At 63.0% G+C, this 23,532-nt stretch carries 29 protein-coding genes; 13 read left to right on the forward strand and 16 right to left on the reverse strand.

The genetic code is table 11. The annotated features are described in order from the left end of the window. The 3 genes from JG743_RS04465 to JG743_RS04475 all read right to left on the reverse strand — a co-directional run bounded on the left by JG743_RS04465 (window position 1) and on the right by JG743_RS04475 (window position 3,262). On the reverse strand, window positions 1–609 hold the full coding sequence (locus tag JG743_RS04465; protein ID WP_202298636.1) for a DUF1236 domain-containing protein: 609 nt from the start codon (window positions 607–609) through the stop codon (window positions 1–3). A gap of 229 nt (window positions 610–838) precedes the next feature. Further along, on the reverse strand, window positions 839–1,930 hold the full coding sequence (locus JG743_RS04470; RefSeq protein ID WP_202298637.1) for a zinc-binding metallopeptidase family protein: 1,092 nt from the start codon (window positions 1,928–1,930) through the stop codon (window positions 839–841). A gap of 84 nt (window positions 1,931–2,014) precedes the next feature. Then, on the reverse strand, window positions 2,015–3,262 hold the full coding sequence (locus JG743_RS04475) for a flavin monoamine oxidase family protein (protein WP_202298638.1): 1,248 nt from the start codon (window positions 3,260–3,262) through the stop codon (window positions 2,015–2,017). A gap of 165 nt (window positions 3,263–3,427) precedes the next feature. Between JG743_RS04475 and JG743_RS04480 the strand changes: the two genes are divergently transcribed. Next, window positions 3,428–4,225, forward strand: a complete 798-nt coding sequence (locus JG743_RS04480) for a lytic murein transglycosylase (protein ID WP_202298639.1) — start codon at window positions 3,428–3,430, stop codon at window positions 4,223–4,225. 94 nt (window positions 4,226–4,319) lie between these two features. Here the strand turns inward: JG743_RS04480 and JG743_RS04485 are convergent, their stop codons facing one another. The 3 genes from JG743_RS04485 to JG743_RS04495 all read right to left on the reverse strand — a co-directional run bounded on the left by JG743_RS04485 (window position 4,320) and on the right by JG743_RS04495 (window position 6,578). Beyond that, on the reverse strand, window positions 4,320–4,685 hold the full coding sequence (locus tag JG743_RS04485; protein WP_202298640.1) for a hypothetical protein: 366 nt from the start codon (window positions 4,683–4,685) through the stop codon (window positions 4,320–4,322). A 44-nt stretch (window positions 4,686–4,729) separates the two neighbouring features. Beyond that, complete coding sequence (locus JG743_RS04490; RefSeq protein WP_244673061.1) at window positions 4,730–5,167, reverse strand: hypothetical protein; 438 nt, start codon at window positions 5,165–5,167, stop codon at window positions 4,730–4,732. A 187-nt stretch (window positions 5,168–5,354) separates the two neighbouring features. Continuing rightward, complete coding sequence (locus JG743_RS04495; RefSeq protein WP_202298642.1) at window positions 5,355–6,578, reverse strand: argininosuccinate synthase; 1,224 nt, start codon at window positions 6,576–6,578, stop codon at window positions 5,355–5,357. Between the two features lie 187 nt (window positions 6,579–6,765). Between JG743_RS04495 and JG743_RS04500 the strand changes: the two genes are divergently transcribed. Beyond that, window positions 6,766–7,407 carry a LysE family translocator gene (locus tag JG743_RS04500; RefSeq protein WP_202298643.1) on the forward strand — a complete coding sequence of 214 codons (642 nt, stop codon included), beginning with the start codon at window positions 6,766–6,768 and terminating at the stop codon, window positions 7,405–7,407. On the opposite strand, the gene JG743_RS04505 is transcribed toward JG743_RS04500, so the two are convergent. Next, window positions 7,379–7,855, reverse strand: coding sequence for a hypothetical protein (locus tag JG743_RS04505; RefSeq protein ID WP_202298644.1), 477 nt, complete (start codon window positions 7,853–7,855; stop codon window positions 7,379–7,381). The two genes, JG743_RS04500 and JG743_RS04505, sit on opposite strands and share 29 nt — an antisense overlap. Further along, window positions 7,852–9,087, reverse strand: a complete 1,236-nt coding sequence (gene rlmN, locus JG743_RS04510; protein WP_202298645.1) for a 23S rRNA (adenine(2503)-C(2))-methyltransferase RlmN — start codon at window positions 9,085–9,087, stop codon at window positions 7,852–7,854. Before rlmN ends, JG743_RS04505 begins: the two co-directional genes overlap by 4 nt. A 266-nt stretch (window positions 9,088–9,353) precedes the next feature. On the opposite strand from rlmN, the gene JG743_RS04515 reads away from it, so the two are divergent. Continuing rightward, a complete protein-coding gene (locus JG743_RS04515; RefSeq protein WP_202298646.1) occupies window positions 9,354–9,653 on the forward strand; it encodes a hypothetical protein in 300 nt (99 codons plus the stop codon). A gap of 268 nt (window positions 9,654–9,921) precedes the next feature. On the opposite strand, the gene JG743_RS04520 is transcribed toward JG743_RS04515, so the two are convergent. The 3 genes from JG743_RS04520 to JG743_RS04530 all read right to left on the reverse strand — a co-directional run bounded on the left by JG743_RS04520 (window position 9,922) and on the right by JG743_RS04530 (window position 11,417). Further along, a complete protein-coding gene (locus JG743_RS04520) occupies window positions 9,922–10,425 on the reverse strand; it encodes an invasion associated locus B family protein (RefSeq protein WP_202298647.1) in 504 nt (167 codons plus the stop codon). Between the two features lie 249 nt (window positions 10,426–10,674). Continuing rightward, window positions 10,675–11,037, reverse strand: coding sequence for a YkvA family protein (locus JG743_RS04525; protein ID WP_202298648.1), 363 nt, complete (start codon window positions 11,035–11,037; stop codon window positions 10,675–10,677). A gap of 83 nt (window positions 11,038–11,120) precedes the next feature. Beyond that, window positions 11,121–11,417, reverse strand: coding sequence for a 4a-hydroxytetrahydrobiopterin dehydratase (locus JG743_RS04530; protein ID WP_202298649.1), 297 nt, complete (start codon window positions 11,415–11,417; stop codon window positions 11,121–11,123). A gap of 108 nt (window positions 11,418–11,525) precedes the next feature. Between JG743_RS04530 and JG743_RS04535 the strand changes: the two genes are divergently transcribed. Continuing rightward, window positions 11,526–12,044: a low molecular weight protein-tyrosine-phosphatase gene (locus tag JG743_RS04535; protein ID WP_202298650.1), complete on the forward strand. Its 519-nt coding sequence runs from the start codon at window positions 11,526–11,528 to the stop codon at window positions 12,042–12,044. Here JG743_RS04535 and thpR read toward each other — a convergent pair. Together thpR and JG743_RS04545 are read right to left on the reverse strand one after the other, a co-directional pair. Then, window positions 11,948–12,544, reverse strand: coding sequence for an RNA 2',3'-cyclic phosphodiesterase (gene thpR / locus JG743_RS04540; protein WP_202298651.1), 597 nt, complete (start codon window positions 12,542–12,544; stop codon window positions 11,948–11,950). The two genes, JG743_RS04535 and thpR, sit on opposite strands and share 97 nt — an antisense overlap. 118 nt (window positions 12,545–12,662) lie before the next feature. Beyond that, window positions 12,663–13,307 carry an arylesterase gene (locus JG743_RS04545; protein ID WP_202298652.1) on the reverse strand — a complete coding sequence of 215 codons (645 nt, stop codon included), beginning with the start codon at window positions 13,305–13,307 and terminating at the stop codon, window positions 12,663–12,665. Between the two features lie 94 nt (window positions 13,308–13,401). Here JG743_RS04545 and JG743_RS04550 point away from each other — a divergent pair, with 94 nt between their 5' ends. From JG743_RS04550 to JG743_RS04565, 4 genes are all read left to right on the forward strand, one after another. Next, on the forward strand, window positions 13,402–14,100 hold the full coding sequence (locus tag JG743_RS04550; protein WP_202298653.1) for an ABC transporter ATP-binding protein: 699 nt from the start codon (window positions 13,402–13,404) through the stop codon (window positions 14,098–14,100). Further along, the gene (locus JG743_RS04555; protein WP_202298654.1) at window positions 14,100–16,649 is read left to right on the forward strand and encodes an ABC transporter permease; all 2,550 of its coding nucleotides are present in this window, start codon (window positions 14,100–14,102) and stop codon (window positions 16,647–16,649) included. Before JG743_RS04550 ends, JG743_RS04555 begins: the two co-directional genes overlap by 1 nt. A 231-nt stretch (window positions 16,650–16,880) precedes the next feature. Beyond that, the gene (locus tag JG743_RS04560) at window positions 16,881–17,660 is read left to right on the forward strand and encodes a Bax inhibitor-1/YccA family protein (protein WP_202298655.1); all 780 of its coding nucleotides are present in this window, start codon (window positions 16,881–16,883) and stop codon (window positions 17,658–17,660) included. 117 nt (window positions 17,661–17,777) lie between these two features. Further along, a complete protein-coding gene (locus JG743_RS04565) occupies window positions 17,778–18,356 on the forward strand; it encodes a GNAT family N-acetyltransferase (RefSeq protein ID WP_202298656.1) in 579 nt (192 codons plus the stop codon). A 71-nt stretch (window positions 18,357–18,427) separates the two neighbouring features. Here the strand turns inward: JG743_RS04565 and JG743_RS04570 are convergent, their stop codons facing one another. Then, window positions 18,428–18,817, reverse strand: coding sequence for a DUF2794 domain-containing protein (locus JG743_RS04570; protein WP_202298657.1), 390 nt, complete (start codon window positions 18,815–18,817; stop codon window positions 18,428–18,430). Window positions 18,818–19,311: 494 nt separating this feature from the next. On the opposite strand from JG743_RS04570, the gene JG743_RS04575 reads away from it, so the two are divergent. From JG743_RS04575 to JG743_RS04590, 4 genes are all read left to right on the forward strand, one after another. Next, window positions 19,312–20,078, forward strand: a protein-coding gene (locus tag JG743_RS04575) for an IS5 family transposase (RefSeq protein ID WP_202292541.1) whose coding sequence is annotated in 2 segments (ribosomal slippage) — window positions 19,312–19,647 and window positions 19,650–20,078 — 765 coding nt in all. Because the reading frame shifts where the segments join, the coding sequence is not laid out codon by codon here. A 187-nt stretch (window positions 20,079–20,265) separates the two neighbouring features. Beyond that, window positions 20,266–20,628 carry an IS5 family transposase gene (locus JG743_RS04580; protein ID WP_202298658.1) on the forward strand — a complete coding sequence of 121 codons (363 nt, stop codon included), beginning with the start codon at window positions 20,266–20,268 and terminating at the stop codon, window positions 20,626–20,628. A gap of 35 nt (window positions 20,629–20,663) precedes the next feature. Beyond that, a complete protein-coding gene (locus tag JG743_RS04585; protein ID WP_244673170.1) occupies window positions 20,664–20,870 on the forward strand; it encodes a transposase in 207 nt (68 codons plus the stop codon). A 115-nt stretch (window positions 20,871–20,985) separates the two neighbouring features. After that, window positions 20,986–21,342: a hypothetical protein gene (locus tag JG743_RS04590; RefSeq protein WP_202298659.1), complete on the forward strand. Its 357-nt coding sequence runs from the start codon at window positions 20,986–20,988 to the stop codon at window positions 21,340–21,342. A gap of 8 nt (window positions 21,343–21,350) precedes the next feature. Here the strand turns inward: JG743_RS04590 and JG743_RS04595 are convergent, their stop codons facing one another. Continuing rightward, window positions 21,351–21,632 (reverse strand): hypothetical protein, encoded by a 282-nt coding sequence (locus JG743_RS04595; protein ID WP_202298660.1) that lies wholly within the window; start codon window positions 21,630–21,632, stop codon window positions 21,351–21,353. Between the two features lie 604 nt (window positions 21,633–22,236). Then, window positions 22,237–23,193 (reverse strand): IS1595 family transposase, encoded by a 957-nt coding sequence (locus JG743_RS04600; RefSeq protein WP_202298661.1) that lies wholly within the window; start codon window positions 23,191–23,193, stop codon window positions 22,237–22,239. A gap of 102 nt (window positions 23,194–23,295) precedes the next feature. Here JG743_RS04600 and JG743_RS04605 point away from each other — a divergent pair, with 102 nt between their 5' ends. Continuing rightward, window positions 23,296–23,532 (forward strand): DUF6471 domain-containing protein, encoded by a 237-nt coding sequence (locus JG743_RS04605; RefSeq protein ID WP_202298662.1) that lies wholly within the window; start codon window positions 23,296–23,298, stop codon window positions 23,530–23,532.

Here is a 23,532-nt window from a genome sequence, read left to right on the forward strand (position 1 = left end):
TCAGCGCACCACGTAGACGATGCGCCGCGTGCCGGGATCGACCAGCGCCGGCTGGTTGTTCACATAGACATAGCGGTAGTTGTAGTCGGGGATTTCGCGCAACTCGACGCTGTCGGGCAAGGTCGCGCCCGTCACCACCTCGCCGTCGAGGTAGACCGGATCGAGCCGGTGGGTGCTGATATAGGTGCCCACTTCGGCCGGCGGCCTGGCGATCGGTTCGACTGGTTCGACCGGTTCAGCCGAGATGATGGCGCCGGTGTAGTTGTCGGGATAGTCGCTGTTATCCGGCTGCTCGACGATGGCGATGCCCGCATCGGCCGGGCGGCGCGTCAGCACGACCGCGTTGCCGCCGAAATCGGCCGTCACATAGTCCGAATAGATCCAGCCCCGGCCGTTGGTCTCGGCGATGGTGCACCATTTGCTGTTGGCGATGCAGCCTTCGAGCGTCGCCGACTGGCCCGCGGCCAGCACGCCGATGACCGGATATTGCGGGCCCGGTCCGGCGCGCACGTTGAGATCGGCGACAGCCGAAACGGCGGTCTCGGCCAGCGCAACGCCCGACATGGCGGCGAGCGCAGCGGCGACCGCGGGAAACAGTATGAGTTTCATGGATTCACTCCGTTTTCATGCTCCCTCGCGGACGAAAACGAAGCCAGGCCTCATGCGTTCCGGCTAAAATGCCCGTGCCAGTGTCCCGATTATGAAATTTGCTAGCGTTCGATATTAAGGGCAGTGCGAATTTCATAATCGAACGACACTAGCAACTTGTTGATTCTAGTGTCGTTTTTATTTCGAAGTTCGCTCGGAGCCCGATATCAAAATCAGGCGAACTTCGAAATCACGACACTAGCTCACGAATTATTCCGGTTTCTTTCGGCAAACCGGCCAGCAGGTCGTGGACGAAGGCCAGTTTATGCGCCGTCACCGCGGAGATGACGAAGGGGTAGAGGTCGGGCAAGCCCATGCAGCGGTTGATCGAGTTGGACGCCTCCGACAGCACCAGCCAGCGGTCAAGGATCTTCTCGAAGGGCTCAGGCGCGTTCCTTGGCTCGGCGGGTGCGGCCTGCAGCTCGCCACCGGTATCGCCGCGCGGCAGGGCGTTGGCGTCCACCGTCTCCAGCCGGCCGAGCGGAAAATTCAGCGCGTGCACCATTTCCAGCGTGTCGGTAATGTGCAGATAGTGCGCGAAGGTCTCGGCCCAGTCCTCCCAGGGATGCGAGGTCGCATAGGCCGAAATGTGGCCCTGCTGCCAGTCCGGCGCCGCGCCATTGGCATAATAGGCCTTGAGCGCCTGCTCGTAGCCGGCGCGCTCATCGCCGAACAGGGCGCGGAAGGCGGCAAGCCCTTGCGGATCGTCGCGGATCAGCCGGTCCCAGTAATAATGGCCGAATTCGTGGCGAAAATGGCCGAGCAGCGTGCGGTAGTTCTCGCCCATCGCGACACGCCGCCTCTCGCGTTCGGCCGAATCCGCCTCTGCGACGTTGAGCGTGATCAGGCCGTTGTCGTGGCCGGTGAGGATCCGCTCGCCACCGGGACCGCCGCCGATCGGATCGGCAAGGAAGTCGAAGGCAAGGCCGGCCTCGTCCGCCGGGTCGTGCTTGGGCGCCACCGGCAGGCCGAAGGCGAGCAGCGAATAGATGACGCGCTTCTTGGCGGCCTCGACGCGGATCCAGCGTTCGCGGTTTCCGTCGACGGAGAGGTCCGGAATAAGCTGATTCAGCGCGCAGGCGCGGCAGAAGGCCTGGCCTGGTTCGGTCCGCCAGTTGCAGGCGCATTCGTCGGCATTGGTGCAGTGGAAGACCCCGTCCACGCCCGACAGCGCGAAACGCGCGTGCTCGGGATCATAGAGCACGAGGCTGGCGCAGTTCAGGCACTGGGCGTTCTCGAAATAGAGGCGGTGGCCGCATTGCGGGCAGTCGAACAGCTTCATCTGGCACTCAAACCCATCAGCGCCCGCATATAGGGCGCGGTCGCGCACCACCCAAATGCGTGGCCGGCGCCAGGCGCTCCGGCGCTATTTTGCCGCAAGCGCGGCGACGACCTGCCTGGCCACGCTCTCGCCCGAAAGCCGGGCGCCGCCGCAGGTCTGGATCAGCGGTCCGGCCACGTGCTCGCCGGCGAAGAAGATCCTGTCCGCCACCGGCCGCATCAGCGTGGCGCGCGCCTCCGAGCGTCCCGGCCGCGCCGCGGCATAGGCGCCGCGCACGTAACGTTCGCCGCCCCAATTGGTCATCATGGCGCGTCCGACATGCTTGCGGGTTTCGGCGCCGAAAATGTCGCACAGCCGGTCGACGACGAAATCGATGCCGGCGGCCTCGCCGGCCGCCGACATCTCCCAGGCGAAGTCGCCGCCGACGAAACCGACCATCAGGTCGAGGTCGAAGGGAAAGCAGAGGAAATAGATGTCGTGCCTGGCCAGCCGCTCGATCAGCAAATCGTCGAAGGGCTGCAGGCCGAGCCGCGTTCCGCTGATCTCGACCGGCAATTTGGTCAGCATGCCCATCGGCAGATCGAAAAAAGCGGAAAAATGCGCGTCGGGAAGCGCCGGCGAGAATGCGATCTCCTCGAAGGCGAGCACGGCGGGCGAGGCGGTGACGATGACCGCTTTGGCGCGGATCGTGCCGCGATCGGTGACGCAGGCGACGTCCGGCCCGTTCCAGAAGATCCTGCGCACCGGGGTCGACAATTCGACCGGCACGTCGGCGCCGAAACGCGCCACCAGCGCGCCGAAGCCTTCCTTGCTGAAATAGTTGGGGTCGAGATCGGCGGCGGCCTGGAAATCCAGGATCGAAATCTCGTCCTCGTCGGCGCCGAAGTCCATCGGCCCGGCGAAGGTGGCGGCGGCGCGCGGCGCCCGGCCCCTGGCGAGCAGCGCCGAAAGCCGGTCGTCGTCGCCGTCCTCGACCTTATGCGCGGCGAGCAATTCGAACAGCCGCGCGTCGGCTGCCTTCATCTCGGACTCTTCCGCCTCGCTCGCCTTGCGCTGGCGGTAATAGAGATGATCGACATTCATGTCGTGGTGATAGAGCGTCCAGCCGGCGGCCTGCGCCTCGGGAAAATAGGGGTTGCGGTCCGCCGCATGCAGCCAGGCGCAGCCGATGTCGAAGGGCACGCCGAAATGCCGGTCGCTGGTCCAAGCGCGGCCGCCGATGCGGTCCATCGCTTCGAGGAGTTTGAAGGAAAGGCCGGCGGCGCGCAGGTTTTTCGCGGCTGAGAGCCCGGCAGAGCCGGCCCCGATGATCACGACATCAACATCGCTCATGTGTATCGAGCCCCCCGCCACAATAAATACTTGATCGTAGGCAAATTCCGCTTCATTGGCCAGCATCGAGCAGCCAGTTCAGCCGCGAGGGGGGCGGTGACAACCGGGCGTTTCACTGGCAAATTCGCAACCGGGACGTGATTCAGGCGATCAGGAGAGAACGATATGGCATTTCTTGCCAAGGGAAAGATTTTTGCCGCCGTGGTAACGGCGGTGCTTGCGCTGGCGACGGGCGCGCAGGCAGCGGCCAGTTGCGGCAAGAACGGCGCCGGCTTCGAGGCCTGGAAGCAGGGGTTTGCCGCGCAGGCCCAGGCCGAAGGTGTCGGCGCTAGGGGGCTGGCCGCTCTGGCTGGCGCGACCTACGCAACGAGGACGATCTCAGCCGACCGCGCCATCCACAAGGCGTTCAGCGGCTCGGTGGAAGATTTCATGAAGCGCCGCGGCGCTTCCGCGATCATCTCCAAGGGCCGTTCACTGAAGAAGTCGAACGCGGCGCTGTTCGACAAGATCGAAGCGACCTACGGCGTGCCGCCGGGTGTGTTGCTCGCCATCTGGGGCATGGAGACCGGCTTCGGCGCTGCCATGGGCAACCAGAACACGGTCTCCGCCATTGTGACGCTCACCTATGATTGCCGGCGGCCGGACTATTTTTACCCGCATGCCATTGCGGCCCTGAAGCTGGTCGATCGCGGGTCATTGACCGCCGCGTCGGTCGGCGCCATGCATGGTGAGATCGGCCACACGCAGTTCCTGCCCGGGAATGTCTTGAAGTATGGCGTCGGCAACGGAAATCTGCGCGACAGGAACACCGCGCTCGCTTCCACCGCCAACTACCTCAAGGGTCATGGCTGGCAGGCCGGCGCGAGCTACCAGGCGAATATGGGCGCCATTGCCGGCTGGAACTCCGCAAGCGTCTATCAGCAGGCCATTGCCCGCATCGCGGAGGCGATCGACGGCAACTGATGCCATCTCCTTTCCACGGAAAGCCCGGCCATGCGCCGGGCTTTTTGTTTGGGGAGCAGGGCTAACTCAATCACTCGGAACGACCAATTCGATCTCAATAATGCGCGTAGCCGCTCAACGGGCATTTCTGGGAAATGGGAACCTGGAAGCTGCCGTCAATGCCGCTGCAGTTGCGGAATTTGGACGACCGCGGCGCCGTAGCCGGCTTTGAGCTGGCCTTAGTGTCCTTTTTGGTGGGTTCGTCGAAATGCGCGTAGCCGCTCAACGGGCATTTCTGGGAAGCGGGAACCTGGAATGGCCCATCGAATCCGTTGCAGGTACGGAACTTGGACGTCGGCTCCGCCAGGGCCTGCGAGAACTGGCATCCGCCGAAGACGACTGCCGCCGAAAGCAATAGAAAAATACGGTTCTTCACTGTCGAAGTCCCTCCATTCCACCACAACACCAGAAGACCTGCCATGCGCCGGGCCTTCCGTTCATGGGTCAAAGCCCAATCGCTCACTCTCAATAATGCGCGTAGCCGCTCAACGGGCATTTCTGGGAAATGGGAACCTGGAAAGCGCCGTCAATACCGCTGCAGTTGCGGTAGCTGGACGACCGTGGCGCCGGGGTTTGCCTGGGCGCAGCCGCCTTTGACTTGCCCTTGATGACCAACCAGATCTCGGTCGGCTGGTCGAGCTGCAACCTGTTTATGTCGGAGTAGCTGATGCGGCCGCTGCGCACTCCTTCGGCGAGGCGCTGGCAGAACAGGGCAGGCATGCGCTCCAGCGAGACACCTATAAAAGAGGCGATATCGTGCTTGAGCGTGATGTTCCATGCGCGGGCTTCGGCGATGCAGCCGTCCAAATTCGGCTTGGGCTCACGCTTCGCGGCCGCCTGTGAGGGCTGGCACACAGCGAAGGCGACAGCAGTCGCCAGCAGAACAAAAATACCTTTTTTCACTATCAAACCCCCGTCGATCCCAGGCGGAACTTAGATGAAGCGATCGAAAGGTCAAATAGGAACTTCATTGGGCCGTCGTTATTTTCCTTATATTAGAAGCTAGAAATAGAGAACCCGGCGTCTCCGCCGGGTTTCTTGAGATGTTTCGGCTTTCGTGAAATCGCTACAAGCGTGCCAGGCCGCCATGTCAGCCCTTGCGCGTGCGCGCCGCGAGCGTCCTCAGCCGGAGCGCATTGAGGCGGATAAAGCCGGCGGCGTCCTTCTGGTCGTAGGCGCCGCGATCGTCCTCGAAGGTGACCAGCGCATCGGAATAGAGCGTCTTCTTCGACTTGCGGCCGGTGACGATGACATTGCCCTTGTAGAGCTTCAGCCGCACCGTGCCTTCAACGTCCTCCTGGCTCTTGTCGATCATCGCCTGCAGCATCAGCCGCTCGGGCGAGAACCAGAAGCCGTTGTAGATCAGCTCGGCATAGCGCGGCATGAACTCGTCCTTGAGGTGGGCGGCACCGCGGTCGAGCGTGATCGATTCGATCGCCCGGTGGGCGGCGATCAGGATGGTGCCGCCGGGCGTCTCGTAGACGCCGCGCGACTTCATGCCGACGAAGCGGTTCTCGACGAGGTCAAGCCGGCCGATGCCGTTGTCGCGGCCGAGGTCGTTGAGCGCGGCGAGCATGGTTGCCGGCGACAGCTTCTTGCCGTTGAGCGCGATCGGATCGCCCTTGAGGAACTCGATCTCGATCTCGGTGACGACGTCGGGCGCATCCATCGGCGAGACGGTGCGCTGGTGGACGAATTCCGGCGGCTCGGTCCACGGATCCTCCAGCACCTTGCCCTCGGAGGAGGAGTGCAAAAGGTTGGCGTCGACCGAGAACGGCGCGTCGCCGCGCTTGTCCTTCGGCACCGGGATCTGGTGCTGCTCGGCGAAATTGAGCAGGTCGGTGCGCGACTTGAACGACCAATCGCGCCACGGCGCGATGACCTTGATGTCGGGGTTCAGCGCGTAAGCCGACAGCTCGAAACGGACCTGGTCGTTGCCCTTGCCGGTGGCGCCGTGGGCGATGGCGTCGGCGCCGGTCTCCCTGGCGATCTCGACGAGGTGCTTGGAGATCAGCGGCCGCGCGATCGAAGTGCCGAGCAGGTAGGTGCCTTCATAGACGGCATTGGCGCGGAACATCGGGAAGACGAAGTCGGCGACGAATTCCTCGCGGACATCGACGATGCGGATGTCCTTGATGCCCATCATCTCGGCCTTCTTGCGCGCCGGCTCCAGCTCGCCGCCCTGGCCGAGGTCGGCGGTGAAGGTGACGACCTCTGCGCCGAGCTCGGTCTGCAGCCACTTCAGGATGATGGAGGTGTCGAGGCCGCCGGAATAGGCGAGCACGACTTTCTTCACGTTCTTGGTCTTGGACATTTTTGGCGGTTCCGCAGGGAAAGGTTTCGCGGGCGAGGTATCACGGCGTTTCCGGGCTGCGCAAGAGACGAACGGCCTTTGATAGCCGCAAACGCTGGACCAGACGCCACGCCGCCCAGCTTCTGGCGAGGGTGAAAGGGCTGCGTTATAGGCTTTCGCGATCCTTCTCTCGGGGCGCGCGCGACCGATGTCCTTCATTCCCGATACAGCGACGCTGATCCAGTTCGCCGTCGCCACGGTGATCCTGGCGATCACGCCAGGACCGGACATGACGCTGTTCGTGTCGCGGACGCTGAGCCAGGGCCGCGCCACCGGCTTTGCCTCGTTGGCGGGCGCGCTGTGCGGCACGCTGGTCCATACCACGCTGGTGGCGGTCGGCGTCTCGGCGCTGATCGTCGCCTCGCCGACGGCCTTCTTCATCCTGAAGATCTTCGGCGCCGGCTACCTCGTCTTCCTGGCCTGGCAGGCGGTCGCCAAGGGCTCGGCCTTCTCGCCCGAGAAGCAGGCCGGGCCGCAGATATCGCTGTTCCGCAGCTGGGCGTCAGGGCTCGGCGTCAATTTGCTCAACCCGAAGATCATCCTGTTCTTCATGACGTTTTTGCCGCAATTCGTCTCCGCGCATGACCCGAGCGCGCCCGGGAAGCTATTCTTCCTCGGCGTCATGTTCATGGTGCTATCGACCCCGGTGGTGGTGCCGATGGTGCTGGCGGCGGAGAAGTTTTCGGCGGCGATGAAGGCGAGCCCGCGGGTGACTCGGATGGTCGACTATCTGTTCGGCGGTGTGTTTTCGGCCTTCGCGCTCAAGATCCTGACGGCCCAGGCGAAATAGGCTCGCTCTCGCGCCAGCTGCCCGCCCAGCGGCCGGCGGCGAGCCAGTAGAAGATGCCGCCGACCATGCCGGAGCCGATCACCGCCAGAATGGCGCTGGTGTCGGTGATGGCGAAATCGGCATCGGCGCTCTGACGGACGAAACCGAGGAAGGCCGCGGCGACGACGCCGCCGGCAATTGCATAGAACAGCCAGTCGCGCCGTCCAAGGATTTCGGCTGCAAGGATGGCGACGGCAGCCGGCATGAAGGCGAAATAGGCGACGAACAGCGCCACGAAAGGGATCGAGAAATAGAGCGAGGCGGTCGCCGTCGGATGGGCCTGGTCGGGCGTATAGCCGAGCGAGGCCAGGAACAGCACGTTGAGGAAGGCGCTGGCGGCCAGCGAGGCGACGAGATAGCCGATCAGGATGACGGCGAAGCGGACGAGATAGGCGACGAGGCGGCTCACGCCTCGCCGTGCCCCGCGATCATCATCGCTTCCAGCGCCAGCCGGTCTACCTTGCGCATGCGCTCCGATTCCGATTTCAGCTGGCCGCAGGCGGCGAGGATGTCGCGGCCGCGCGGCGTGCGGATCGGCGAGGCGTAGCCGGCATTGTTGATGTAGTCGGCGAATTTCTCGATCGTCTCCCAGTCCGAGCACTGGTAGTTGGTGCCCGGCCACGGGTTGAACGGGATCAGGTTGATCTTGGCCGGAATGCCCTTGAGCAGCTTGATCAGGCCCTTGGCGTCCTCGATGGAATCGTTGACGTCCTTCAGCATCACATATTCGAAGGTGATGCGCTTGGCGTTGGAGAGGCCGGGATAGGCGCGGCACGCCGCGATCAACTCCTTCAGCGGATACTTCTTGTTGATCGGCACCAGCAGGTCGCGCAGATCGTCATTGGTGGCATGCAGCGAGATCGCCAGCATGACGCCGATCTCCTCGCCGGTGCGGAAGATCTCCGGCACCACGCCGGAAGTCGAGAGCGTGATGCGGCGCTTGGACAGTGACAGGCCGTCGCCGTCGGAGGCGATCAGCAGCGCCTTCTTCACCGCCTCGAAATTGTAGAGCGGCTCGCCCATGCCCATCATGACGATGTTGGACACCTTGCGGCCCTCGGCCGGCACGATGGCGCCGTCGGGCGTGTCGCGGTCGGGGAAGTCGCCCAGCCGGTCACGCGCGGTGAGCAACTGCGCCAGGATCTCCTCAGCAGTGAGATTGCGCACCAGCTTCTGCGTGCCGGTGTGGCAGAAAGAGCAGGTCAGTGTGCAGCCGACCTGCGATGAGATGCAGAGCGTGCCGCGGCCTTCCTCGGGGATGTAGACGGTCTCGATCTCGACCGGGCGGCCGGCGCCGCGCGGCGGAAAGCGGAACAGCCATTTGCGGGTGCCGTCTTCGGAAATCTGCTCCTCGACGATCTCGGGCCGGGCGACGGTGAAATGCTTGTCGAGCTCGGCGCGCAGGTCCTTGGAGATGTTGAACATGCCGGCAAAGTCGGAGACGCCGCGCACATACATCCAGTGCCAGAGCTGCTGGGCGCGCATCTTCGCCTGGCGTTCCGGCACGATGCCGGCCTCGACGAGGGCGGCGCCGAGCTCGGCGCGGGTGAGGCCGATCAGCGATGGCTTTTCGGCGGACGTGGCGCTGGCGCGCAAGGCGTCACGCGCGCCTTCGGCGGTAAGGTCAAGCGAAAGGGTCATGGTTGCGCCAATATAAGCGGTTTGCGGCCGATTTCAGCATCGTGCCCGAAATGAAGCGCGGCGCATAGCACAGGTTAAGGGCGGAGTCATGCGGGGCGGGGCGCGGCTGGCCGGTCGTGCCGTCGTTCGCTCAACCGCTGTGAGGCGGCGTCGCATCCCTCCCACTGCGGAGATCGATCACATATTCGTGTTGGCGTAACGACCCAAGGCGCCTTCGCGAACCCTGAAAGGGGCAACTATGCCCCTGCAAAATGGGAGTATGCGGAATGCATTCGATCAAGCTTGTTGTCATCGCCGGCCTCCTCGGCCTTTCCGCGGTACAGGCATTTGCCGAAGACACGATGGGCACGATGACTATGATGAAGGCTGGCCAGGTGACGGCGATCACGCCCGACGGCCATATGGGCACCATGATGCCGGACGCCAAGATGAGCGCCGAGATGATGAAGATGGCGAAGCCGATCAAGCATTGCATGATGATGATGACCGACGCCAAGGGCAAAGCCTACATGATCGATACGTCGACCAAGAAGGCTCAGGCCGAATGTGAAAAAATGGCCATGTGAGGCTCGAATCTCGCCTGACATTCCCGCCGGCAGGGTCGGCGGGCCGATATTGAACGCATGCACGGTCGCGACCAGACCTCGTTGTCTTGATCGACGCTCAGCCTGTGCTAGCGCTGGGTGCGGCCGATCTCGCACGAACCGCTGTATCTCGCGCACCGTCCAGCGTGTTTGTCGCCGAGGCGATCAGGCGGCGCCGGGCGGAGGAACGCCACCTCAAAACAAAAGGCCGGACCCTGCGGCCGGCCTTTCGTCAAACCTGGTACGTTGCCTACTTGCACTTGGCGATCGAGGCCAGCGCGGCCGAGATGCCCTTCAGCGAGAAGACGTAGGAGGTGGGGTTGCCCCGACCGGACTTGGCCGACACCTTCATGTCGGTGCCGGTCTTCATGGCAGCGATCAGCACCGGCTCTTCCGCCGCGTTCTCGACCCAGGCCGACTTGCCGCGCGTGAACATCGAGAAGGTCTTCTTGTCGATGGTGACGGTGGCCTTGGAGCCTTCCTGGAAATTGTAGCCGGCGATGAACTGCGGCTCGTAGGACACCTGCTGTCCCGGCCGCTGGCTGACGAAGAAGAACATGTCGCCATGGTCGAGCGTCGGTGGCTGCTTGTCGGTCGGCACGGTGAGCACGTAGCAGACCTTGCCGCCGGATGCCTGGTAGCTGTAGGTGCCCCAGGCATTGTGCTGGCCGATCTTGGTCGCCGACTGCGCCAGCGCCGGCGCCGCCAGGGCCACCAGGACCAGGCTGGAAACTGTAGCAATCAATCCGCGCATCGTTTTTCCCGTATTCCAAATGGTGCGGCGGCAGGCCGTTGCGGCGTCCTGCCCGTCGCTTCATTTTGATTTAATCAGGGTTACCAAACGGTGAATTTTCCTCAAGAAAAGGACCCTCACCCCAGGAAACCGCCGCCATCCCCGCGCCGTCACCTCAAAGGCGGCAGGCGGGGCGTCCCTGCGCCGACTTGGAGGCCACGAAAACGGCAAGAGTTTGTCTTTTCAAACGGCGCTCGCGCGGCGTCTGCGTCAGCTCTTGTCGGCGATCGCCTGCTTGGCAGCAAGCCTGTGTGCTGGAGTGATGTGGGCGCTGACGGCGGTGATCGCGGCGGTCAGCACGGCGATGTCATCGGTGAAACCGAGGCCGAGGACGAAATCCGGGATGAAGTCCACCGGCAGCACGAAATAGCCGAGCGCGGCCACCAGGATGCCCTTGGCGCGCAGCGGCGTGTCCTTGTCCATGGCGCAGTAATAGGCGGCGACCACCTCTTCCATGAACGGGATCTGCCGGGCGGCCTTCTTGGCCGTGCGCCAGAATTTCTCGCGCACCTCGCTCTCGCCGGCGAGCTTGTCGCCAAAGCCGAAGAAATCAAAACCAGGTTGTCGCGCCATCTGTTTCTCCTTGGGCCGCGCGCTTGCTTCGGTGCGCGGCCGCCGGGAAAAATGTGGTGAAAGCGCCGGTCCGCTACAAGAGTTCAGCCGCCGAAATAGCGGTTCATCTTCTTCGCCAGCTCGATGTCGAGCGCGGTGACGCCGCCGGAATCATGTGTGTTCAGGGTGACATCCACCGTCTTGTAAACGTTCGACCAATCGGGATGATGGTCCATCTTTTCCGCCGCCAGCGCCACACGAGTCATGAAGGCGAAGGCCTCGGAGAAGTTCTTGAAGACGAAGCTGCGCTTGATCGAAGCGCCGTCTGCGGCAAGCGACCAGCCACCCAGTTCGGCCAGAGCCGCCGCGATCGCGTCCTTGCCCAGTTTCTCTCTCGTCATGTTTGTTTCCTGTGCTATTTCGAGCTTTGACCCTCACCATAATGCATGTCGCCCAAAAGTGCGTCGCGGTTTCGGGACAACGACATGCACAAAAACGGCGCCGGATCGATGAGCGCGAAACCCATAAGATCCATCCTGTTCGTCTGCCTCGGCAATATCTGCCGCTCGCCGTTAGCCGAAGGCGTGCTGCGCGCCGTGCTGGCCGAGCACGGACCGGGCCGGTCCATCGTGCTCGATTCGGCCGCGACCAGCGGCTGGGAGGTCGGCTCGGCTCCAGATCCGCGATCGATCGCGATCGCGGCGCGCCATGGCATCGATATTTCCGGGCAGAGGGCGCGCAAGGTGGCGCCGGAGGATTTTGCCCGCTTTGATCTGATCCTCGGCATGGACCGCTCGAACGTCCGTGACCTCAGGGCTATCGCGCCGGCCGCCATGCGCGAGTGCATCCAGCTATTCCTGGAATTTGCCGACGGCGCCGCGCGCGATGTTCCGGACCCCTATTATGACGGGCCGGAAGCGTTCGCCGAGGTCTACCGCATGATCCGCGAGGCGTCGGAGGCGCTGGCGAGGCGGCTGGAAGCGCGCGCGTCGGCGCCGGACAGCGGCCAGGCCTCCTCGACGATGTAGGGGCCGCCGCCGACCGAATCGCGCGACGACATCAGCACGAAGCGACCGACACGGAAGGGCAACGTCGAGAAATTGCCGCGCGCCGAAAGATATTGCGCCACGTCGAGCGGGCTCGAATTGCGCAACCGCGCCAGCGTCACATGCGGCATGAACTTGCGCGGATCGGCCGGCAGGCCGAGCCGCTGGCAGATGCGGTCGATCTCGCCCTGCAGGGCGGTCAGATCCGGCGAGGCGGCGACGCCGGCCCACACCGCATGCGGCTTCTTCTGGCCGAAGGCGCCGACACCGGACAGCGTCAGCGGGAAGGACGGGCGGTGGACCCGGTCGAGCGCGTTGGCGATCTCGTCGGCGACATGGCCCTCGACATCGCCGATGAAACGCAGCGTCAGATGGTAGTTTTCGACGTCGATCCAGCGGGCTCCGGGCAGGCCGCCCCGGAGCAGGGACAGCGAAAGAGCGGCATCACGCGGAATTTCGAGGGCGGTGAAAAGACGTGGCATGGCAAGCCTCCTGTCCTCGAATCGAAACTCACGCTCCTAGCGAATCATCGATATCCAAGCGGAGCAAGCGGTTTGTTGGCGTTGCAGTTTCCCCAGCGGCAACCGTGACTTTCCTGCCTCACGACGCGCCGCCGGTCGCGGCAATCGACTTTTCCACCGTCGGCAATATGCCTTCGACCATCCTGTCGACGCCCCTGGCGTTGGGGTGCAGGCCGTCCTCGAGCTGCAGAGCGGGCATGCCGGCAACGCCATCGAGGAAGAACGGATAGAGCGGAACGTCGTATTTTTCGGCGAGCTTCGGATAGATGGCGTCGAAGGCGTTCTGGTAGTCGGCGCCGAGATTGGGAGCGGCGCGCATGCCGGCCAAAAGCACGGCGATCCTGCGCGCCTTGAGCTTGGCCAGCATCTCGTCGAGGTTGTTCTCCGGGATTGCGGGCGCGACGCCGCGCAGCATGTCGTTGGCGCCGAGCTCGAGGATCACGAGCCGCGTGCCGTCAGGCACCGACCAGTCGAGCCGCGCCAGCCCGCCGCTCGACGTGTCGCCGGAAACGCCGGCATTGGCGACGCTGACGTCGAGGCCCTTGGCGCGAAGCGCTGCCTGCAGCCTGTCGGTGAAACCTTCGCCGGGTCCGAGGTTGAAACCCGCCATCAGGCTGTCGCCGAAACCGACGATCTTGAAGGTCTCGGCGCCCGCCGACGACATGGCTCCGCCGAGCGCGGCGAAAACAATAAGGGCTGCTGCAAGAGTGTGTTTGAAAGCCATGCGGCAGGCCCCATATGAGCAAACAGTCTCGACGTGAGGGCGGATTGCTTTATCGAGCATCAGCCCTCACCCCACCATATAGGACGCTTTGATTTTGACAGAAGCCGTCATCGTGCTGAAAGACGTATCGCTGACGCTCGGTGAAGGCGCGTCCTCCGTACATGTGCTGAAAGGCGTCAGCCTCGATGTCGCGGCCGGCGAGGCGACCGGCATCGTCGGCCCATCGGGCTCCGGCAAGTCGACGCTGCTGATGGTCCTGGCCGGGCTGGAAAGGGTCGATTCGGGAACGGTTCGAATCGCTGGCGAGCTGCTCAATGGCAAAAGCGAGGATCGGATTGCTTCGTTTCGGGGACGAAACATCGGCATCGTCTTCCAGTCCTTCCACCTCATCCCCAATATGACGGCGCTTGAAAACGTCGCCGTGCCGCTCGAGCTCGCCGGCCATGCCGACCCGTTCGGCGTCGCGGCGCGCGAGCTGGCGGCGGTGGGCTTGAGCGATCGCGTCACCCATTATCCCGGCGAATTGTCCGGCGGCGAGCAGCAGCGCGTGGCGATCGCCCGGGCGCTGGCGCCCTCGCCGCGCATCCTGATCGCCGACGAGCCGACCGGCAATCTCGACCAGGCGACCGGGCGGCAGATCGCCGACCTCCTATTCGCCAAGGCGGCCGAGCGCGGCATGACGCTGGTGCTGGTCACCCATGATCCGGCACTCGCCGCGCGCTGCTCGCGCCAAGTGTCGATGCGCTCGGGACGGATCGAGGACGCGCCGAAGCCGGTGAAGGTCTCGGCCTGATGCCCCTGTCCCGGACGTTGAAGCTCGCGGTTCGCTTCTCGCTGCGCGAGATGCGCGGCGGCCTGTCCGGCTTCCTCATCTTCCTTGCCTGCATCGCGCTCGGCGTCGCCGCTATCGGCGGCGTCAATTCGGTGGCGCAGGCGATCACCGCCGGTGTCGCCAACCAGGGCCAGACGCTGCTTGGCGGCGACCTGCGCTTCCAACTCAACCAGCGCGACACGACGCCGGCCGAGCGCGGCTTCCTCAACGGACTGGGAGCGATTTCGCATAACGCCAGCATGCGCTCGATGGCGCGGCTGGAGGACGGTTCGGACCAGGCGCTGGTCGAGGCCAAGGCGGTCGACGATGCCTATCCGCTCTACGGCGCGCTGGCGACCGAGCCGGCGATGCCGCGCGAGGCGCTGTTTGCCGAAAGGTCCGGCGTCTTTGGCGCCGCCGCACCCGATTTGCTGTTCGACCGGCTGAAGCTCAAGCTGGGCGACCGGGTGAAGCTCGGCGGCGCGACGTTCGAGCTGCGCGCCCGGCTGGTCAGCGAGCCGGATGCGGTGTCCGACGGGTTCGGCTTCGCGCCGCGGCTGCTGGTCTCGACCGAAGGCCTTTCCGCCTCAGGCCTGGTCCAGCCGGGCAGCCTGGTCGAGAATGCCTACAAGATCCGCCTGCCCGCCGGCGCCAGCGAGGCCGACCTCAAGGCGATCCAGGACCAGGCGGCAAAGGCGTTTCCAGAGGCCGGCTGGTCGGTCCGCACGCGCAGCAACGCGGCACCGGCGCTCTCCTCCAACATCGAGCGCTTCTCGCAATTCCTGACGCTGGTCGGGCTGACGGCGCTGGTGGTCGGCGGCGTCGGCGTGGCGAACGCGGTGCGCGCCTATCTCGACGGCAAGCGCGGCGTCATCGCCACCTTCAAGAGCCTCGGCGCCTCGGGCGGCTTCGTCTTCACCGTCTATCTGGTGCAGATCCTGCTGATCGCCGGTCTCGGCATCGTCGCAGGCCTGATCCTTGGCGCGCTGATGCCGTTCGCGGCGAGCGCAGCCCTGCAGTCGGTCATTCCGGTGCCGGCGGAAGGCGGCTTCTACCCCGGCGCGCTTGCCATGGCGGCGCTGTTCGGCCTGCTGGTGACGCTGGCCTTCGCGCTGCTGCCGCTGGGGCGCGCCCGCGACGTGCCGGCAACGGCGCTGTTTCGCGAGATGGGTTTTGAGAGTCGCGGCTTTCCGCGCCTGCCCTATGTCGCGGCGGCGGTCGGCATCGCGCTCTTCCTGGCGGCGCTGGCCATCCTGTTTTCCGGCGACCGCCGCATCGCCTCGATCTTCGTCGGCGCCACGCTCTTTGCCTTCCTGGTGCTGCGCCTGGTCGGCGCACTGGTGCAATGGGCGGCCAGCAAGAGCCCGCGCGTCCGCTCCGTCGCGCTCAGGCTGGCGCTGGGCAACATCCACCGGCCGGGCGCCCTGACGCCCTCGGTGGTGCTGTCGCTCGGCCTCGGGCTGACGCTTCTGGTGACGCTGGCGCTGATCGACGGCAATCTCAGGCGCCAGATTTCCGGCAGCTTGCCGGAACGGGCGCCGAATTTCTTCTTCGTTGATATCCAGAGCAGCGATGTCGATGCGTTTTCCGCGCTGATCGGCAGGCAAGCGCCGAAGGGAACGCTGGCCAAGGTGCCGATGCTGCGCGGACGGGTGATGGCGCTGAACGGCGTCGATGTCGGCAAAGTGAGCGTGCCGGCGGAGGGCGCCTGGGTGCTGCGCGGCGACCGCGGCCTGACCTATGATGCGAAGATGCCCGCCAACGCGACGCTGACGCAAGGCACGTGGTGGCCGGACAATTATTCCGGCGAGCCCTTGGTGTCGTTCTCGGCCGAGGAGGGCCGGCAGATCGGGCTGAAGCTCGGCGACACCGTCACCGTCAATGTGCTTGGACGTAATGTGACGGCCAGGATCGCCAATTTCCGCCAGGTCGAATGGGAGACGATGGGCATCAATTTCGTCATGGTGTTCTCGCCCAACACTTTCGCCGGCGCCCCGCATGGCTGGCTGGCGACGCTGACCGACAAGGACGCCACCACCGCCGACGATGCACGGCTGCTCAACGCAGTGACGCGTGCTTTCCCCTCGGTGACGACGGTCCGGGTCAAGGACGCGCTCGATATCGTCAACCGGCTGGTGGGCCAGCTCGGCACGGCGATCCGCGCTGCCGCCGGCGTGGCGCTGGTCGCTTCGGTGCTGGTGCTTGCCGGCGCGCTTGCCGCCGGCAACCGGGCGCGCATCCACGACGCGGTGGTGCTGAAGACGCTTGGCGCGACGCGGAGCACGCTGATCACGGCCTTCTCGCTGGAATATGTGCTGATCGGCCTTGCCACCGCGGTCTTCGCGCTGGCGGCTGGCGGCGTGGCGGCCTGGTTCGTGGTCGCGCATATCATGACGCTGCCATCGCATTTCATGCCGGAAGTGGCGGTGGCGACGATCCTGTTTGCGCTGGTCATCACGGTCGGCATCGGCCTTGCCGGAACCTGGCGGGTGCTCGGCCACAAGGCGGCGCCGGTGCTGCGCAATCTCTGATTTGCCGCGCTGGCGCCGCCCGCCTCGGATTAAATCTTGGTAAGAATGACTGCACAAAAGGCCGGCAAAACGGCTTTTTGCCCTCTCACGAACCGTTACAGCCGGTTACGGTCTTGTCCTTGACGCGAAGAACCATCATATTCCGCGCAGGCATGCTGGAGCCCCTGCCAGCGGCGCCTGGGCCCGAAATGGCCTGACACCGGACGGGGCAGAAGCAACAGAGGAATTCCAATGGCTGATCCCATTCGCAACTACCAGACGCGCGCCGTGCCCGGCGCCCGTGTCGATGCCGACATCGACCAGGGCCTGCGCGCCTACATGATCAAGGTCTACAATCTGATGGGGCTTGGCCTGCTCATCACCGGCCTTGCCGCGGTCGGCACGATCATGCTGGCCACCACCACGGACCCGGCCTCGGCGGTCGCAACGCTGCCGAACGGCGAGATGCTGACCTCCTTCGGCTATGCCATCTTCGGCTCGCCGCTGCGCTGGCTGGTCATCTTCGCCCCGCTCGCCGCCGTGCTGTTCCTGTCGTACCGCGTCCAGTCGATGAGCGTTTCGGCGGCGCAGACCACGTTCTGGGTCTATGCCGGTCTCGTCGGCCTGTCGCTGTCGTCGATCTTCCTGGTCTACACGGCCGCCAGCGTCTCGCAGACCTTCTTTGCCACGGCCGCCGCCTTCGGCGCGCTGTCGCTCTATGGCTATACCACCAAGCGCGACCTGACCGCGGTCGGCTCGTTCCTGATCATGGGCGTGTTCGGCCTGATCATCGCCATGGTGATCAACATCTTCCTGCAGTCCTCGGCGCTGTCCTTCGCGGTCTCCGCGATCGGCGTGCTGATCTTCGCTGGCCTGACCGCCTATGACACGCAGAAGATCAAGGAGATGTATTTCGATGGCGATGCCACGGATGTCGCCGGGCGCAAGGCCATCATGGGCGCGCTGAGGCTCTATCTCGACTTCATCAACCTGTTCATGTTCCTGCTGCAGTTCATGGGCGACCGCCGCTAAGGCGACCGCATCCGGTCTGGCTGGACCATAGATTTCGGAAAGGGCGGCCCAATGGCCGCCCTTTTTTTGTCCGAGCCTTTGCTGTTATGGGAGGCAGGTGAACGATTTGCATAAAATATGAGCAGCATCACGATCAGGGCCGCAATCACGGCCGACCTCGACCGGATTACGGAAATCTATGCCGACGCGGTGACCCACGGAACGGCAAGCTATGAGCTGGAGCCGCCGAGCCGGGCCGAGATGGGCAGCCGATTCGACAGCCTGACGAGCGGCGGCTTTCCCTATCTGGTGGCGGAAAAGGATGGCGCGGTGCTCGGCTATGCCTATGCCGGCCCGTTCCGGCCGCGTCCCGCCTATCGCTTCGTCGTCGAGGATTCGGTCTATGTCGCGCCCGAAGCCAAGGGCCAGGGCATTGGACGTCTCCTGATGCAAGGGCTGATCGGCGCAACCGAGGCGGCGGGCTTTCGCCAGATCATCGCCGTCATCGGCGACGGTCACGCCGACAGCGCCTCGGTGCGGCTGCACGAGAAGCTCGGCTTTCGCCATTCCGGTCGCCTCGAAGGCTCGGGCTACAAGCATGGACGCTGGCTGGACACCGTCTTCATGCAGTTGTCGCTGAATGGCGGGGCAGCGCTGCCGCCGGATGCGGATTCGTGGCCGGAGAAAAAATTTCGCGAGCGACTGAGTGGGAACTGATGAATTGAGGAACTGAAGAATAAAAGAAATAATTATATCAGGCACTTAGTGCCGTTCTTCCGTTCCCCTGCTCAGGCCTCGATAACCTTCAGCTTGGAATCAAAGACGCCGAGCACGCGGCCGAGCTCCTGGCCGCGCTTGAGGATGCGGCCGCCGGCGGCGATGACGGAGAAGGCGCCCTGGCGGCGCGCCAGCTTCGGATCCTTGACGATCTGAAACAGCGGCACCTCGCTGGCGCGACGGAAGACCGAAAAGACAGCGCGGTCGGAGAGATGGTCGATGGCGTAGTCGCGCCATTCATTGGCGGCGACCATGCGCCCATAGAGCCTGAGGATCTGATCGAGCTCGCGCCGATCAAAGCGCACCGGCTGGTCGAGGCGCTCTCGTCGGGCCTCGTGCAGCGGGATCAATATTGCGGATGCGTCCCCATCCTCCGTCCCACTGCCACCGCGATCGGTCATGCCTCGATCCTTCGAATGAATCTTTGCCCTCAGAAGTTGGCCTGTTCGCCTTCGATTTGCAAGACCCGGCTAAGCATGCCGGAGCCGCGCTATTTCTGTAACGTCCAGTCACGTTTGCGAACCGCGTGTTGGAATTGGTGATGCTCCGACACATTGTCGCCACAATTTATCCGCGCTCATGCCCCAATGTCCGACGAATTTACCGGCGTTGCCTGAGACGGTTCGGTCCGGCACCGGCTCGTAAACCCCAAGCCCCCCGCCCACGGGTCTGCGTCGGATCGAACCAACCTCGGTTTTCCCTTGGAGAATCGAGTGCGACGATCCCAAAACCTAAATGACCGGCGTCAGAAGCAAGCTGACGCCGGTTTTTTATTGCTCGAATTTCGTCATCCTAGGGCGGAGCGACGCAAAGCGGCGCGGAGACCCTAGAGCGCGTACTCAACCCTTGCACGACGTTTGAAGCAGTGATTCAACGCCTTGATTTGGAGGCGATGATGGCACGCTACGATCTAAGCGAGACGGAATGGCAAATCGTGGAGCCGCTTCTGCCGCCGCACGGTTTGGGCAAGAAGCGGGTCGATGATCGGCGGGTGGTAAATGGCATATTTTACGTTTTGAGGACCGGATCGCCTTGGCGCGATCTGCCCGAACGGTATGGCCCCTACACCACGGTCTACAATCGCTTCAACCGCTGGGCCAAGAGAGGTGTCTGGTTGGCGATGTTTGAAGCCCTGGCGGCTAAGTCACCACAGTCTTTGCACTTAATCGACAGTTCGATAATCCGCGCTCACCAGCATGCCGCGGGCGGTAAAAAGGGGGTCCGGATAACGCCATTGGCCGTTCTCATGGCGGACTAAGCACCAAGGTTCATGCCCTTGTCGATCAGGATGGTCTGCCCATCCGTTTGCTTATCACCGAGGGCAAGGCATCCGATAAGACCATCGCCCCGCAGCTGATTGAAGGGTTGCCGCCGGCAAAGGCGCTTGTCGCTGACAAAGGCTACGACAGCTGGCCGTTAGTTGCTCTCATTGCCAGAACCGGTGGCTCGGCCAACATTCCAACCCGCCGTCACGTCAAGAATAAACGTGTGGTTCCGCCAGAGCTCTACCGGGAGCGCAACCGCATCGAACGCTTCTTCTGCAGGCTCAAGCAATTCCGCCGGGCCGCAACCCGCTTTGACAAGCTCGCACGCAACTACCTGGCCATCCTCAATCTCGCATCGCTCCGAATATGGCTGCGACACGTTGAGTCCACGCCCTAGGATCCATGCCGTTACGCCTGTCGAAAAATGACACGCTGCAGAAAAGAGGGACATCTACGCTGGCGTTCCGGTGCCAGTGTCTGCATCGCGGCATCGCTCATAGGTCACGGCATGGATCCTAGAGCGCGTACTCAACCCTTGCACGACGTTTGAAGCAGTGATTCAACGCCTTGATTTGGAGGCGATGATGGCACGCTACGATCTAAGCGAGACGGAATGGCAAATCGTGGAGCCGCTTCTGCCGCCGCACGGTTTGGGCAAGAAGCGGGTCGATGATCGGCGGGTGGTAAATGGCATATTTTACGTTTTGAGGACCGGATCGCCTTGGCGCGATCTGCCCGAACGGTATGGCCCCTACACCACGGTCTACAATCGCTTCAACCGCTGGGCCAAGAGAGGTGTCTGGTTGGCGATGTTTGAAGCCCTGGCGGCTAAGTCACCACAGTCTTTGCACTTAATCGACAGTTCGATAATCCGCGCTCACCAGCATGCCGCGGGCGGTAAAAAGGGGGTCCGGATAACGCCATTGGCCGTTCTCATGGCGGACTAAGCACCAAGGTTCATGCCCTTGTCGATCAGGATGGTCTGCCCATCCGTTTGCTTATCACCGAGGGCAAGGCATCCGATAAGACCATCGCCCCGCAGCTGATTGAAGGGTTGCCGCCGGCAAAGGCGCTTGTCGCTGACAAAGGCTACGACAGCTGGCCGTTAGTTGCTCTCATTGCCAGAACCGGTGGCTCGGCCAACATTCCAACCCGCCGTCACGTCAAGAATAAACGCGGCCTTATGTAGCAAAAGCACCAACTTCCTGCACGACCTAAAGGGTGGGTTCCCATAAAATCCGGGGATGCCAAGAGTTGCCCCTATCGTCCGCTCCACCAGATACGAACACGCCATCAATACGCTTGTGGCGAAGCGCGCGGAGATATCCGGCCTAATCCGGTTCAAGGGTGCGAACCTGGCTGACCAACTGCAGCACATAGACGCGGTGCTATTGATCCTTGGCTACAAGGGCGACCCTTCGCAAATCGTGCCGCTACGGCGGCAGACGAACCGCTTCCGCAAGGGTGAGCTTTACCGGCTGATCCTGAAGTGCGAGGCGGAAGGCAGCAAGGCCAATAAGGAAACGGCCCAGCGCATTGTCGCAATGAAGGGCTGGGGGCCGTCGCTTGTCGAGCGGATAAGGCAGTGCGTCAACACCGCGAAGGTGCGGCGAAGGCGGAAAGCAAAAGCGGTCGGCCATGACAGCCGACCGCAGGAGTAGAAACTATGTCAAAGTTTCAGATCGCTGATGAAGCGATAGGTGCGATGTGGGACGTGGTTGCCAGAGAACTTGACGTTCTTGCTCCCTCGGAGCGCGCCGCTCAGGCTTTTCTGAAGGCCGCGCGCCATCACCTCCTCGGCATGCTTCGTGACTTCCCGCATGACGTTTTTGAGTGTGTCACTGCGCCCGCACCGGGGACATGCAACCACGTCATTGTCCTTCGTATTCGCGGGTCCTTCAAGGTCGACCTTGCAAGAGCCGCAAAGAAGTTTCACGGAACTACTAGCCATTAGGCGGCCCTCCTTTTCGAAGCGGCAACCTGTTCCGCGCCCACGTGTTTCCGTCCCTTGAGAACGTCATTCACGCGGCCCGGATTGACGCCGTAGACGGCGGCAATGTGATGCTGGTATTGCCCAGCCCAATGACGTAGCCAAACGTCGACTGCATCATCATATGTTAGTTGGTATGGTGGTTTATTCTCAGTCGTCATTATCCTAAAACTCCTTTTAGGATGCTTGAACGACTTGACAGCGAGTCGATTGCGAGTAGGGTCCCGCCTGTACATACCGACTAGCCGCAAGCCGTCCAAAGCACTGCGGTTACCGATACGGAGCCGGGGTTACGAGCCCCGGCTTTGTCGTATCAGGCGAGAGGATATGTCCCCTCACAGAATGGATAAGAGTCTCGGGTCGGGCTGGAGTCAAGGCAGCGCCAAGCGCGCCCTGCCACATTATAATGTGGGCGCAAAAAAGGTCACTGGATTCAAAGGCTTGGTTGGTTCCTCCCACCGCGCCAATTTTGCGAATTCCGCATATTTTGGTGTCGTATAACCTGATTCTGGCCGACTCGTCTAGATTGTGCACCGCACAAACTGCAACCTGATTCGGCGCCAGCCTAGCGTTGCCAGTACCCAGCCCAAACGCGACTCACGGCATGATTGAGCGCGCCACCAAGCAGAGCGAAGGCGTTGCCGCCATTCGACCGGCGACGGTGATCCTCAAGCCATGCGGCATGATTGGCGTACTGGTAGAGGTAGCGGTGCGAAACGTGGTGGTGCTGGCCAGCAACCATCCGGCGAAGGCGGCTGAAATAGCTTTCCACCATGTTCGTATGCTTGCCGTGGCCGTCGCTGTAGCTTTCCGAGTGGTTGATGCGGGTCGACGCAAACTCGCCTTCCGGTACGTCCCAATGGGTCGCCTCGTCGGCAAACAGCTTAGAACCGGCCAGCATACGAGCGCGGGCGATATCGACGCCTTCGGCTTCGCGGTTGCGGACAAAGGTCAGGGTGCGGCCAGCGCGCTCGCGCAGGGCGATCACAACGCGGCGGCGGTCTGACTGGTTCGCCTTCACGCGACGGTCCTTGCGGTCCTCTACGCGGTTCTCAGGGCGCACCACGCCACCAAAGTAAGCGCCGTCGATCTCGACTTCGCCTTCAAGGGTTTCGCTCTTGGTTTCAGCCGACAGGGCTTCGCGCAGCTTGTGAGCCAGCACGAAGGCGGTCTTGTACTGCACGTCCAGATCGCGGGAGAATTGGACCGCCGACATGCCCTTCGCGCCATTGACGAACAGGCAGATCGCGGCAAGCAGATCGACAAACGACAGCTTGCGCGAGGCGAAGATCGTGCCGGACGTAACGGAGAACTGCGCACCGCAAGCGGCGCACTTGAACTTGCGACGGGTCGGAATGTCGTAGTGATCCAGGCACCCGCATTTCGGGCAAACCGGCTCGCCTTGCGTCGAAGCCCAGCGAAGGCGCTTGAATGTGTCGTAAGCCTTTTCCTCGCCACCCTTGTAAATCTCTTTGAGAGAGAGGGTGCGGCTTTCGGCGGAGAGGAGGAAGTGCTGTGCCATTGTCATCATATCCGGTGATATTACTCACCGTATATGCGGACTTGTATCGCCAAATGCAAGGGGTTATATCATCAAATACGATGATATTTTTGAGGCGACCCTATGGCACGCAAGGACGACCCGGCTACCGTCGAATACGAAACGAAGGCCAAGAACCTTTTGAAAGCCGAATTGAAGCGCAAGGGCGTCACCTATGCCCAGCTCGCCGAGAAACTTGCTGCCATCGGCGTTCATGAAAACGAAAGAAATCTCAATAATAAGATAAGTCGCGGTGGCTTCACCGCCGCCTTTTTGCTACAGTGTTTGGACGTAATTCAGGCAACCGACATCCGGCTTTAA

This window comes from Mesorhizobium sp. 131-2-1 (assembly GCF_016756535.1).
In the GTDB taxonomy this organism is placed as follows: domain Bacteria; phylum Pseudomonadota; class Alphaproteobacteria; order Rhizobiales; family Rhizobiaceae; genus Mesorhizobium.